We start from the raw sequence: 12,669 nt of genomic DNA on the forward strand, positions 1-12,669 counted from the left end.
GGCCAAGGCTTGGCTGTCGGCAGGGCAATGCCGAACTACAACGCCCTTTTATCAAGGACCTTTACCCGGCACTCGACAAGACGTCAGTCAGTGGTGTGCCCGAACATAATGTTCGGGCACCGATCCGCACCGTGGTCGATCGCGGTGCTCACCCCGATATTCGGCTGGGCCAGAAAACGCCAGCCGTCCGACTTTGGGTAGGGAGAACCGGTGATCTTCATCCGCGTCATTGCGCGGTGCCAGGCCTTCTCGGTTGGGCAGAAGCCGATGGAAAACCGCGGCCAATACCTGAAACTCGCAAACGGCGGCAAATCACCTTGCATTATAAGACTAACGTATTACGCCGTTCGTCGATGATGGCGTGTTGATATACGTACACGACGCATGGAAATAAGTATCATCCGCCCCGCCTTTTCTTCCAACCCACTACAAACACCCCGAATAACGAGCTTTAAGTCTCCGCATGCACAAGCAAGGAATCATGGATGTTCGCTCCAGCTAACGGCACACGCTCAACAAATCTCAGCATGATCCATCTGTCATCATCAGAGTTCTGCTGCATCGAGCGCTTCATCACTCAATACATCCGGACCAGAGATATTGAGCCAACTGAAGGCGCCCGGCAGCGCTTGCTTGCCGCTCTGGAGGACTACCCTCGCGCGGTGCGTGTGGCCCTTTACGAATTGAATGCGTGGCTGGATAACCGCCTCCAATTGAGGGCCTTACACCCGCAATGCGCGCGCGCCATTGATGAGTGGGTCAACCAGAGGCTTAGAGGGATTTGGGAAATCGCAGGCACAAAAAAACCCGCGTGATGGCGGGGCTTGGCAAGAAGACACTTAATGAAAGTGCTTGAATTCGTACTTGGCGACGTTCGCTCTCCCATCACCCAGCAGGTCATGGCCTCGCCATATGAGCGGGATCAAAGTCTCGACGCCTGAGGCGTCCACGGTACTCGCCACGAATGCTTCCTTGACGATGAGCTGGAGTGCATGGGTCGCCTGCTCCTTTTTGGCCGGGTCATGAATGTCGTGAGCAAGCGCTACGTTCAGAGCATGCTCTTGAAGCCCCCCCTTTCTATTGGCCTGTTCGACTTGCTCAAGAAGTGCCTTGATGTAATTCCAATTGCGCTTGATATGTAAATTCACTCTGCCATTTCAGGTCAAATGAGAATAGTCAGGGAATGGAGCCCCCATAAAAAAACCCGACGCAGTGGCCGTGCTTCTTTCACGCATGACTATCTATTTGCACTTTCTGGCCGCAACTCACCAAATTTTCAACGAAATAAAAGCCATTAATGTGCCGACCACTCCTGCGAAAACACCAGGCTGAAGAGAGGCTGAGGGAGTGACTTTTCCCTATCAAAATCAATAGCCTATCCAAACAAGCAATACAGATCCAACACAGCTCGGCATCACGAATACAACTCATTTTTATAAAAAATATTTTAGAAAAAGACACTAACCTTGTTCTCGTACTAGTCGATGGCCTCTCAAAGGAACCAAGGAGCAGTCGGAATGAGAAATAATCAGCCTGTAACACAGCGTGAGATTTCACTCGCACCTCAGCAGAAGCTTATTTCGACGACAGATGTTCGAGGTGTCATTACGTACTGCAATGACGCTTTCGTAGAGGTCAGTGGTTTTGATAAAGCCGATCTGATTGGTGCCCCGCAAAATATCGTCCGTCATCCTGACGTCCCCCCTGCCGTATTTGCCCACATGTGGGGTGCGCTCAAGCAAGGCCGCCCGTGGATGGGTATCGTCAAAAATCGCTCCAGAAATGGCGATCACTACTGGGTCAACGCATACGTCACTCCAATATTTGAAGGCAGCCAGGTAGTCGGCTTTGAATCGGTCCGGGTCAAGCCGACGGCTGATCAGGTCCGCCGTGCTGAATCCCTCTATAAGCGCATCAGTCAGGGGAAGCCGGCCATCCCTCGGCAGGACAGCTGGCTGCCCGCTCTATCGGGCTCTTTGCCCTATGTCGCCATGGGTTTGGTGGGTTCCTTGAGCGGTTTGTTCTTCAGCGCTCCCGTGGCAATAGCCGTGGCCACAGGCATTGCCGTGCCGATCGGTTTGCTCGCTTCGCGCTGGCAGACTCGGGGCACCCTGCGCCTGTTACAGATGGCTGAGCCCTCGACCTCCGACTCACTGATCGCTCAGATGTACAGCAATGCCCGGGGACCACAAGCCCGTCTGGAGACAGCCTTCGTCAGTCAGGCCGCGCGACTGAAGACTTGCCTGACACGCCTGCAAGACACCGCCGAGCAACTCAGTGCGCTGGCTGGACAATCTGACCTGCTGGCCACTGACAGCTCAAACGGCCTTGATCGCCAGCGCGTCGAAACCGAGCAGGTGTCTGCGGCCGTCAACCAGATGGCAGCGACCACCCAGGAAGTCGCCAGCCACGTCCAGCGCACGGCGGATGCCACCCAACAAGCCAATTTGCTCACGGGTCGCGGCCGCGATGTGGCCCGAGACACCCGCGAGGCCATCGAACGCCTCTCCACTGTCGTCGGTGAAACCGGGCTGACGGTTGCGCAATTGGCCAAGGACAGCAATGAAATCGGGACCGTCGTTGACGTGATCAAAGGTATCGCCGATCAGACCAACCTGTTGGCACTCAATGCCGCCATCGAGGCGGCACGTGCCGGCGACATGGGCCGGGGATTCGCCGTAGTGGCCGATGAAGTTCGTCAGCTGGCACAGCGCACCTCGCAATCCACCACCCAGATCCATGACCTGATTACCAAGCTCCAGACGTCGTCCAATAACGCTGTGCAATCCATGGAGCGTGGTCAGCGTCAGGCCGAAGAAGGCGTGACGTGGGTGCTTGAGGCAGACAAGGCCTTGGTGGGTATCAGTGAAGCAGTTGCTCACATCACCGAGATGACCACGCAGATTGCCGGCGCCACTGAAGAGCAAACCGCCGTTGCCGAGGAGATCAGCCGCAATATCACAACCATCGCCCACCTGGCCGATCAAACCTCGGAACAAGCGCACCAGTCTGCGGACTTGAGCAAAGAACTCACCAGAACTGCGTCCACCCAGCACTCATTGGTCGAGCGCTTCAATCGATAACCCACCCGACCCCGTCATCAAAAAGCCCGTACCGGCGGCGGGCTTTTCACATCCGCCCTGTCACGCCTTCGTCACATCGACCCCGCACAATGCGGGCAGCCAAAGGGATTTGGCCCATCTACAAAGAGCCCGACCAAGTGTCGGGCTTTTTTCATTTCGGCAACGTGCTTTTCACGAAACGCTCACAGAATTGAGCGCAGATTGAGCATACAAAAGGATTTGACCCCAAACAGAACAGCCCGACCTCGTGCCGGGCTTTTCTTTGCCTGCGATCCGCTCAAGCACCCGCCGCCTGGACTGTGGTTTCACTCGCTGTGGAGCAAAGCCATGCCTCTGCCAGACGATCCTGCGCATCAATCCAGGCGCTTCAGGAAGTGATGGCAGGAAATCTGGTAGTGGCGTTGCATGTAGAGACGATGAGCAGCCGCTCTGTCCATACCGACCCCGGAGTCAAGATGCACAGCCGCGCAACCCTGACGCGCAGCTTCCTCTTCAGCCCAAGCCACCAATCGCGAGGCGTACCCCTTGCCGCGACTTTGAGGCAGGGTCGCAATGTCCACGATGTAGAGCGACTTCCCCAGCCACAGTGAATATTGAATCCTGTAGCCCAATACGCAAACTGCCGACGCCAGGCCCTCTTCCCACAAGCCGATCAGATGGTAGCCATTGGGGCGAAGCATCTCGTCGATCCTGGAGGTAATCTCCGCCGGTGAGTATTTCGGCCACAACTCACACAACGCTGCAGCTGCCTGATTAGTGTCAGCAGCACCAATCGGCTTGATGATCGAAGACATCCCGTTCCCTCTGGCAATTTGCGTTGGGCCACATGTTACCCCGAAACTGCGTCGCCTAAACGCCGAGGACTACACCGCAAACCTGCGTTCAACGCCCCAGGTCCTGGCCGGTATTACGCTCGAAAATCGCCCCCTCGATACCCAGCACTTCACGCGTGTCGGCATAGATCCCCACGCCCTTTTCCCAGACGTGCTTGATCGACTGATCGGCGCAACGAATCCGGTAGTTGAGTTCGAATGGTTCTTGCCGCGACAGGGCATATTGCACCTCACGCCAGACGTAATCGGCATCCTGCGCCAGGATCAGGCTGTTGTAGGTGAACTCATGGTTGTCCACCAACCGCTCCGGTGGATACCCGGTCAGTTGCAAACAACCGGCACTGACGAATTCCATGGTCCAATCGCGATTGTTGCGGCCGCGATAGATCAGCCCCGGCATGCTGTCCAGCAAACTCATGCTGCTGCGCTGACTGGCCTGCAAGGCAACTTCGCGGCGTTTGTGCGCGGTAATGTCCCCGGCCACAAGATAAAAACCCTGAGTCTCGCGCTTGAGGCTGACGTCAAACCAACGCAGCTCCCCCGAGGGGTGAACAAAGCGCAACCGCTGGCTGAAGGAAGTCTCGGGACGCCGACGCAGTTCATTCAAGGCCTGACGCCACAACGAACGGTCCTCATGGTGCACATAGTCGATGAGGTTGCGCTCCGGACCCGGCCTGTCCATCAGCTCGACCCACGCCAGGTTGAAGTGGGCGATCTGCCCGTTATCGCGCAGTTCAAGCAACGCCGCCGGAAAGCGATCCATCAGGTGCAAGGACGGTGCCTGCACAAATGCCTCTGGCCGTTCCATCATCTAATGCCGCTCCTCGTGTCTCACCGACGCGCCGTTGTGTACCCACGCCGCCAGCTCCAGACGCGAGTGCTGGCCGAGCTTCTGCAACAGATTGCGCACATAGATCTTGACCGTGCCATCGCTGATCCCCAGTTCCCGACCGATCTGTTTGTTGCTCATGCCGGCGACAATCAGGGCCAGGGTCTGGCCCTCGCGTTCAGTAAGGTTGCCGGTGTCCAGAGGATCGGCATCCTGCGCGGGGCGGTGCAACGATTCGTCCTGATCGGCCAACAGGGCAATCAGGGTCGAATCCAGGACGATCGCGCCCTTGTGACAATTGCGCATGTAGGCCAGCAAGGCATCGGGCTCGGTTTCCTTGAGCACATAACCGCTGGCCCCCAGGCGCAGGGCCGTCAACAACTCGGCGCGATCCATCGACGCAGTGAGCACCACCACCTGGCAATCGAGGCGCAACTGACGCAGTTCATCGAGCACCTGCAAACCGCTCAAGCCAGGCATGTGCAGATCCAGCAAGACCTGCTGCGGTGCCAGGCTCACCGCCAGGTTGATGCCTTCGCGGCCGCTGGCGGCCTGCCCCACCACCTCGAAGTCGTCACTGGCGCCGAACAGCTGCGCCAGGCCCTTGCGAAACAGCGGGTGATCATCGATCAGTAATAAGGTCGTGCAGTCCATCGAAACTCCCCTGTGGCAGGTCTTGGTGATGGCAAAGGCCGAGGTGTACGCGAACCCCGTGCGGGCGGATCGCTTCAATGCTCAGCCGGGCGCCAATGCTCGCGGCGCGTTCGCGGATAATCGCCAGGCCGAAATGGTTGTCCTCCCCCGATGCCGGGCTCAGGCCGATGCCGTCGTCCTCCACCGTCACCGAGACATCGCCGTCCTGGTTTTGCCGCAACTCGATGCGCACATGCCGCGCATGGGAATGGCGCACCGCGTTGGCCAGTGCCTCGCGAATGATCTGCAGAATCTGCAATTCGGTTTCCGGGCTCAAAGCGTCATCCGTCAGGCGATTGTCCAGTTCGAAAACGATGATGCAGCGCCGCGAGAACTCGGCGACAGAGTCGGCCAATGCCTGGCGCAGCGAACGCCCGTCCATGGTCAGACGAGCGCTGGTGATCAGCTCGCGCACCTGGCGCTGCAGCTGACTCAAGCCGCCGCACAGTTCCTGCAACGCGGCGAAGGCCTGCGCAGGCTCGCCCAACTGCGACTGCAGCCAATGCGCCTGATATGACAGGTAACCCAACTGCTGGGCCACCGAGTCGTGCAGCTCACGGGCCAGGGCGCCGTGCCGGGACGTCGCCTGTTTACGCTGTTGCTCACGGGTGTAGCAGCGCAAGCGCACGGTGACGCCGACCGCCTGCGCCGCCTCTTCCAGCAACTGGCGCCAGCTTGCGTGGACCGGTTGTGGGGTATCGAGCAACAACACCCCTTTGCTCGAATCGTCGCTGTACGGCAAGGCACACAGCAGGCGATGTACGCCCCGTTGCCGGCAAGGGCCACAGGCCTGAGCCACATCAGGCAATGTCGAGTCACGCCAAGGGCAACGCGCAACGTCCTGACAGCCCTCGAGCAATCCGCGCCGTGCCGGCCCCAGGTCTTCGCCACCCAGGATCAGATTCAGTTTGCAGGTCGGCAACAATGCTTCGAAACGATCCAGAAAACCCGACAAGGCACCGTCAGCGTGCACCTGGCACAAGGGCAATCCGGCCAGCAGTTTGCGCACGTTGCGTGCCTGTTCGGGGCGAATACGCCCCAGCCAGAGCGGCCACCACTGCGGTCGTGTTCGCACTATTGATAACTCCCCGTCCGGTTACTCAGCCCTGAGCGAAGACCAGCAACTTCCATGCCCCGAACTGGCGTTGCGCAGGGCTTATCTCCAAAGGCATAGCCCTTTTTCCGGATTGAGAAGATTTTCTCCATAGGAAAGTATCTTCCCTAACAGGAAACAAATTCCCAGTCCAACGCCACCTTTCTCGCCCTTCGACAGGCGCGGAACAGCCAGGAAAGCCCACATGACGGATAGACACAGCGCCGCCCCGGACCGACTTCACAGCCTCCCGCGCTATCGCCAGCCGCTGCCTCGTAACAGCGTCACCCGGCACATTGTGGTCATGCAATCGGCAGCCGCCTGCTCGCCCGTTGTCGGTGAACTGGAACAGCCCTTGGTGCTGAATGGCGAGAACGCCGACTTTTCCCGGCGCCTGCAGCGGGCGCTGGTCAGCGCCACGGTCGGCAGCCATCTCTACATCATGGGCGACGAGGCCTTTATCTGGCGCATTTACGGCGAGGCCCGCAGCGCCGGACTGGAAAATGACGAGATCGACATGACCCACACGATTGCCGGTGCGCGCCTGGTGTATTGCGTGCACTGCGGCCTGACTCAGGCCGCCGGGCCGGAGTCGCTGCTGATCTGCATCGGTTGCGATGTCGGGCTGGAAGTCCGGGAGCACTTTTCCCGCCGCCTGGGGGCGTACCTCGGCGTTTGCACCAACCCCGACCAGCCTTATGCCGGGGTCCGGTCATGAGCGCCGTAATCCAAGTGCGGGTCAGCGCGGCGAGAATGCTGACCCCAGTGGTGCGCGAATTCACCCTGCAGGCGTGCGCCGGCCCCCTACCGGCGTTCTCCCCCGGCAGTCATGTGCAGGTTCACCTGCCACTGGCCGAGGGCAAGCTGCGCAATGCCTACTCACTCACCAGCGACCCGGCGGACAACCAGCATTACCGCATCGCCGTACGCCTGCAGGAGACCTCCCGCGGCGGCTCGCAGTACCTGCATCGGCAGGTCCAGGTCGGGGACACGCTGCAGATTTCGCCACCGGCCAATCTGTTCGCCCTGCACTCGACCGCCAGCCTGCACATCCTGATCGCCGGCGGCATCGGCATCACGCCGTTCATGGCCTACATCGCGGCCCTGGAACAACGCAAGGCCGACTTCGAATTGCACTACCTCTGTCGTCCGGGCCTGAGCGATGCCTATGTCGAGGCGTTGCAACAGCGGCTGGGATCACGCCTGCACACCTACGCCAGCCGCCCGGACCTGCGCCGGATCCTGCGTGATCGACCGCTGGGCAGCCACCTTTACACCTGCGGCCCGCAACCGTTGCTCGACGCGGTTCGGCAACAGGCCAAAGCACTCGGCTGGCCGCCCGGCCGGGTGCACTGGGAAGCCTTCAATGCCGCACAACCGGGCCAACCCTTCGACCTGGAACTGCTGCGCAGCGGCCAGCGCCTGCGGGTCGGCGCTGAACAAAGCCTGCTCGAAGCCCTGGAATCGGCCGGGCTGCAGATCCCCAACCTGTGCCGCGGCGGGGTCTGCGGCCAATGCATGACCCGCCACGTGGGCGGCGACATCGAACACCGCGACAGTTTCCTGAGCCCCGCCGAGCAGGCTGACTTTCTCATGCCCTGTGTCTCCCGCGGCCGTGGCCCTTGCGTTTCGCTGGATCTTTAGGAGTCGACCATGACCATTCAATCAAGCCCCGTGCAGAGCTATCGAGACGATTTCAGCTTTCGCAACAGCCCCGCCGCCATCCGGCGTTTTCCTTTCCCCTTCACCGAGGACAGCTACCTGTATTCGGTGAACATCGAACCGGCGACCTCCCGGGATCCCGGCTCGGTTTACCAACACGGGTTCGACATTGACGAACACTACCGCTCGGAAATGGCCGAACGCGCCCTGGTGCTGGACAAGGATCCGCGCCGCTACCTGGTGATGCCGCACATGCAAGTGGCGGCCTGGGATGCACTGCAGATGCTCATGGAGCACCTGGCTGCGGATTATCCGCAGTGGTTCTCGCTGGAGCGTGAGGGTGATCACTGGCATTGGCGCAACACGCTGCTGAACATCGATCAGCACTTTGTGTTCGGTGATGCCACCAGCCTGCCCTGCGAGCCGCTGGAGTTCATCGGCCGACAGGTGCAGGGAGACTTCGCCTTGCTCGATCAACGCGACGGCGATCTGTACATGGACGCCGGCCTGGTCACCAGCCCGGCCGACTGGTCCCTGGCCTTCGACGCCGGCATGAGTTTCAAGCAGTGGCATTCGCCGGTGCCCATGGCCCACCAGATGGGCATCTTCGACCGCGCGCTGAAATACCTGCTCAACCTGCAAACCGGGCAGCCGGTGCGGCGTCTGAACTGGACGCTGACCATCAACCCGCGCCTGGATTCCTCCCCCGAGACGTTCCATGAATGGGGCGCCGACCGCGGTCGCATCACCGCCGAGAACGTCGGGCAACAGGTTCACCTGCGTGTCGAGCTGCAAGTGATGGCCCGTCTGCCGCGCAGCAACGCGGTGATGTTCAGCATCCGCACCTACCTGATCAGCCTGCAGGAGCTGGTCACCCAGCCCGGCTGGGGCTGCCGCCTGCACCGTGTGCTGCGCGACCTGCCCGAGCCGATCGCCGAGTACAAGGGCATGAGCCGCTACCGACAGACCCTGGTCGAGTGGCTGAGCCGCTTCGACCCGGCCTGAACCCTGACCCACATTCACCGACAAGGATCTTCACATGACGCATTCATGGCGTATTTCTGCACTGGCCGAACGGCACCGCGCACTCGGCTCGAACCTCGAAGACTGGAACGGCATGGGCACTGCGTGGACCTACGACAGCGACCTGGCCGATCACCATCAGGCGATCCGCACCCGTGCCGGACTGATGGATGTGTCCGGGCTGAAAAAAGTCCATTACGTCGGCCCCCACGCCGAGAGCCTGCTGCAATGGGCCACCACCCGCGACATCGCCAAACTCTACCCCGGCAAGTCGGTGTACGCCTCGATGCTCGACGAGGACGGCAAGTTCGTCGATGACTGCATCGTCTACCGCACCGGACCCAACGCGTTCATGGTGGTGCACGGTGCCGGCAGCGGCCACGAAATGCTGGTGCGCTCTTCCCAGGGCCGGCAAGTGGCGGTGCTGTTCGATGACGACCTGCACGATCTGTCGCTGCAAGGGCCGCTGGCGGTGGACTTTCTCGCCGAGCACGTCCCCGGGATCCGTCAGCTGCCTTACTTCCATCACCTGCAAACCCGCCTGTTCGATCGCCCGGTGATGATCTCCCGCACCGGCTATACCGGCGAACGCGGTTACGAGATTTTCTGCAAGGCCGCCGATGCCCCGGCGCTGTGGGACACGATCCTCGAACAGGGCGCGGGCCTGGGCATCATCCCTTGTGCCTTTACCGCCCTGGACTGGTTGCGGGTGGAAAGCTCGCTGATGTTTTTCCCCTACGACAACTCGCAGATGTACCCCTTCGCCGATCAGAAGGCGGGCGACACGCTGTGGGAAATGGGCCTGGATTTCACCGTCTCCCCGGACAAACGCGAATTCCGTGGCGCCGACGAGCACTTCCGGTTGCGCGGTCAGGAGCGCTTCAAGATCACCGGCGTGTTACTCGAAGGCGTGCGCCCCGCTGAAGCCGGCGACACCCTGTGGCAAGGCAACCAGCAAGTCGGGGTGATCACCTGCGGCATGTATTCGCGCCTGAGCAAACGCTCCATGGCCATCGCCCGCATGAGCGTGGCCTGCGCGAATCCAGGCATTGCCCTGCAGGTGCGCGGCAGCCAGGAAAGCGCCGCCTTGACCCACGCCCTGCCCTTCGACGACCCGGAAAAAACCAAGCGCACAGCCAAGGGCTGAGCCTCCAACCACTGTCTCCAGGGGACTCTCGATGGACACTACCAACGAACATTACATTCTCAAGATCAATTGCCCGGCAGCGTCCGGCATCGTTGCCGCGATCACCACCTGCCTGGCCGGACAGCAGTGCTACATCAGCGAGCTGGCGCAATTCGACGACGAGTTCACCGGGCAATTTTTCATGCGCGCGGTGTTCCGCTTCAACACCGGCGTGAAGGGCGATATCGGTGCCCTGCGCGAGCATCTGGGCGACCTGGCCTGCGGCTTCGACATGCGGTGGCAGCTGTTCTGCAGCAGTCAGCCGACCCGGGTGCTGCTGATGGTCAGCAAGTTCGACCACTGCCTGACTGACCTGCTGTACCGCCACCGCAAAGGCGAGATGGACATGCACATCACCGCAGTGGTCTCCAACCACCTGGACCTGCGAGCCATGGCCGAACGCGAAGGCATTCGCTTCATCTACCTGCCAATCACCAAGGACAGCAAGGCCAGCCAGGAAGCCGAGTTGATGCGCATCGTCGAGGACACTCAGACCGACCTGGTGGTGCTCGCCCGCTACATGCAGATTCTGTCCGACAGCCTGTGCCAGCAACTGTCCGGCCGGGCTATCAACATCCATCACTCGTTCCTGCCCGGTTTCAAGGGTGCCAAGCCCTATCACCAGGCCTACGACCGTGGCGTGAAGCTGATCGGCGCCACCGCCCACTACGTCACCAGCGACCTCGACGAGGGGCCAATCATCGAGCAGGAAATCCAGCGAGTCGATCATACCTACCTGCCCGATGCGCTGGTCGCCATCGGCCGCGACACCGAAACCGTAGCGCTTTCCAAAGCCCTGAAATACCACCTGGAACACCGGGTGTTCATCAACCAGGACAAGACGGTGATTTTTCGCTGAGCGAGCCCTTTTCCCGATCAACATCCAGGAGATACGACCATGACCACACGCGTAGCAATCATCGGCGCCGGCCCTTGCGGCATGGCTCAACTGCGGGCATTTCAATCGGCCAGGGACCAGGGAACGCCCATCCCGGAACTGGTCTGTTATGAAAAACAGCAAGACTGGGGTGGCATGTGGAATTACACCTGGCGCACCGGCCTGGACGAGAACGGCGAACCGGTGCATGGCAGCATGTACCGCTACCTGTGGTCGAACGGCCCGAAGGAATGCCTGGAGTTCGCCGACTACACCTTCGAAGAACATTTTGGCCGCCCCATCGGCTCCTACCCACCACGGGAAGTGCTGTGGGACTACATCAAGGGCCGTGTCGAAAAAGCCGGGGTTCGCGACTACATCCGCTTCAACCATGTGGTGCGCCTTGTCACCTTTGACGAAGAGACTCGCCGCTTCACGGTGGTCGCCCACGACCACGGCAGCGATACCCAGACCTCGGAACAATTCGATTACGTGATCAACGCCTGCGGGCACTTTTCGACGCCAAAGATGCCGTACTTCCCCGGATTCGAGCAGTTCGGCGGGCGCATCCTGCACGCCCATGATTTCCGCGAGGCGCTGGAGTTCAAGGGCAAGGATCTGTTGATCATCGGCAGCAGCTATTCCGCCGAAGACATCGGTTCACAGTGCTACAAGTACGGCGCCCGCAGCATCACCAGCTGCTATCGCACCGCGCCCATGGGCTATGACTGGCCCGCCAACTGGGAAGAAAAACCGCTGTTGCAGCGCCTGGAAAAAAACCGCGCGTACTTTATCGACGGCACCCACAAACACATCGATGCGGTGATCCTCTGCACCGGCTACCAACATCACTTCCCCTTCCTGCCCGACGAACTGCGCCTCAAGACCGACAATCGGCTATGGCCGATGAACCTCTACAAAGGCATTTTCTGGGAACCCAACCCGCAACTGATTTACCTCGGCATGCAGGACCAGTGGTACTCGTTCAACATGTTCGACGCCCAGGCCTGGTACGCCCGCGACGTGATCCTGCAACGCATCGCCCTACCCGACCAGGCACAAAGAGCCGCCGATAGCCAGCAATGGCATGCCCGTGAACAGCAGCTTGAAACCAACCAGCAGATGTTCGAATACCAGGGGGCCTATATCCAGCACCTGGTGGACGCCACCGACTACCCGAACTTCGATATCGCCGCGGTCAACGACACCTTCATGCACTGGAAGCACGACAAGGCCCACGACATCATGGGTTACCGTGACAAGTCCTACCGATCGCTGATGACCGGCACCCAATCGCCCCCCCACCACACGCCCTGGCTGCATGCCCTTGACGACTCCATGGCGGCGTACCTCGCTGAGCCGCCGATGTCCGTCAAGTCGATCGGTTGAC

Annotated in this window: 12 protein-coding genes and 2 pseudogenes; 9 read left to right on the top strand and 5 right to left on the bottom strand. The window is 60.4% G+C overall.

The genetic code is table 11. The annotated features are described in order from the left end of the window. Nucleotides 1-485 precede the first annotated feature (485 nt). Complete coding sequence (locus BLV61_RS05435) at nucleotides 486-815, top strand: hypothetical protein (protein ID WP_090463256.1); 330 nt, start codon at nucleotides 486-488, stop codon at nucleotides 813-815. Nucleotides 816-839: 24 nt separating this feature from the next. On the opposite strand, the gene BLV61_RS05440 is transcribed toward BLV61_RS05435, so the two are convergent. Continuing rightward, nucleotides 840-1,148: a hypothetical protein gene (locus tag BLV61_RS05440; RefSeq protein ID WP_090463259.1), complete on the bottom strand. Its 309-nt coding sequence runs from the start codon at nucleotides 1,146-1,148 to the stop codon at nucleotides 840-842. Between the two features lie 369 nt (nucleotides 1,149-1,517). Between BLV61_RS05440 and BLV61_RS32000 the strand changes: the two are divergent. After that, nucleotides 1,518-1,793, top strand: a pseudogene (locus BLV61_RS32000) (PAS domain-containing protein); the annotation flags it as partial. Nucleotides 1,794-2,066: 273 nt separating this feature from the next. Beyond that, a pseudogene (locus tag BLV61_RS32005) lies at nucleotides 2,067-3,083 on the top strand (methyl-accepting chemotaxis protein); the annotation flags it as partial. 353 nt (nucleotides 3,084-3,436) lie between these two features. On the opposite strand, the gene BLV61_RS05450 reads toward BLV61_RS32005, so the two are convergent. The 4 genes from BLV61_RS05450 to BLV61_RS05465 all read right to left on the bottom strand — a co-directional run bounded on the left by BLV61_RS05450 (nucleotide 3,437) and on the right by BLV61_RS05465 (nucleotide 6,513). Further along, entirely contained in the window at nucleotides 3,437-3,877 is a 441-nt protein-coding gene (locus BLV61_RS05450; protein ID WP_090463267.1) for a GNAT family N-acetyltransferase, read from the bottom strand. An 88-nt stretch (nucleotides 3,878-3,965) separates the two neighbouring features. After that, nucleotides 3,966-4,727 carry a PAS domain-containing protein gene (locus tag BLV61_RS05455; protein WP_090463270.1) on the bottom strand — a complete coding sequence of 254 codons (762 nt, stop codon included), beginning with the start codon at nucleotides 4,725-4,727 and terminating at the stop codon, nucleotides 3,966-3,968. Next, nucleotides 4,728-5,399 carry a response regulator gene (locus BLV61_RS05460; protein WP_047530823.1) on the bottom strand — a complete coding sequence of 224 codons (672 nt, stop codon included), beginning with the start codon at nucleotides 5,397-5,399 and terminating at the stop codon, nucleotides 4,728-4,730. It abuts the gene before it with no gap. Further along, entirely contained in the window at nucleotides 5,368-6,513 is a 1,146-nt protein-coding gene (locus BLV61_RS05465) for a sensor histidine kinase (RefSeq protein WP_244159804.1), read from the bottom strand. The genes BLV61_RS05460 and BLV61_RS05465 overlap by 32 nt, the downstream gene beginning before the upstream one ends. Before the next feature lie 223 nt (nucleotides 6,514-6,736). Here BLV61_RS05465 and BLV61_RS05470 point away from each other — a divergent pair, with 223 nt between their 5' ends. Genes BLV61_RS05470 through BLV61_RS05495 form a run of 6 tightly spaced genes read left to right on the top strand, consistent with a single transcriptional unit; the run spans nucleotide 6,737 to nucleotide 12,668 of the window. Next, complete coding sequence (locus BLV61_RS05470; protein ID WP_090463278.1) at nucleotides 6,737-7,249, top strand: dimethylamine monooxygenase subunit DmmA family protein; 513 nt, start codon at nucleotides 6,737-6,739, stop codon at nucleotides 7,247-7,249. Then, nucleotides 7,246-8,175 carry a PDR/VanB family oxidoreductase gene (locus BLV61_RS05475; RefSeq protein ID WP_090463281.1) on the top strand — a complete coding sequence of 310 codons (930 nt, stop codon included), beginning with the start codon at nucleotides 7,246-7,248 and terminating at the stop codon, nucleotides 8,173-8,175. The genes BLV61_RS05470 and BLV61_RS05475 overlap by 4 nt, the downstream gene beginning before the upstream one ends. A gap of 9 nt (nucleotides 8,176-8,184) precedes the next feature. Beyond that, nucleotides 8,185-9,198 (top strand): heme-dependent oxidative N-demethylase family protein, encoded by a 1,014-nt coding sequence (locus tag BLV61_RS05480; RefSeq protein WP_090463283.1) that lies wholly within the window; start codon nucleotides 8,185-8,187, stop codon nucleotides 9,196-9,198. 34 nt (nucleotides 9,199-9,232) lie between these two features. Then, a complete protein-coding gene (locus BLV61_RS05485; protein ID WP_090463286.1) occupies nucleotides 9,233-10,363 on the top strand; it encodes an aminomethyl transferase family protein in 1,131 nt (376 codons plus the stop codon). Between the two features lie 31 nt (nucleotides 10,364-10,394). Next, on the top strand, nucleotides 10,395-11,261 hold the full coding sequence (purU, locus tag BLV61_RS05490) for a formyltetrahydrofolate deformylase (RefSeq protein ID WP_047530833.1): 867 nt from the start codon (nucleotides 10,395-10,397) through the stop codon (nucleotides 11,259-11,261). Nucleotides 11,262-11,300: 39 nt separating this feature from the next. Beyond that, complete coding sequence (locus BLV61_RS05495) at nucleotides 11,301-12,668, top strand: NAD(P)-binding domain-containing protein (protein WP_090463289.1); 1,368 nt, start codon at nucleotides 11,301-11,303, stop codon at nucleotides 12,666-12,668. Nucleotide 12,669 lies beyond the last annotated feature (1 nt).

Origin of the sequence: Pseudomonas mohnii, assembly GCF_900105115.1 — a bacterium.
GTDB lineage: Bacteria > Pseudomonadota > Gammaproteobacteria > Pseudomonadales > Pseudomonadaceae > Aquipseudomonas > Aquipseudomonas mohnii.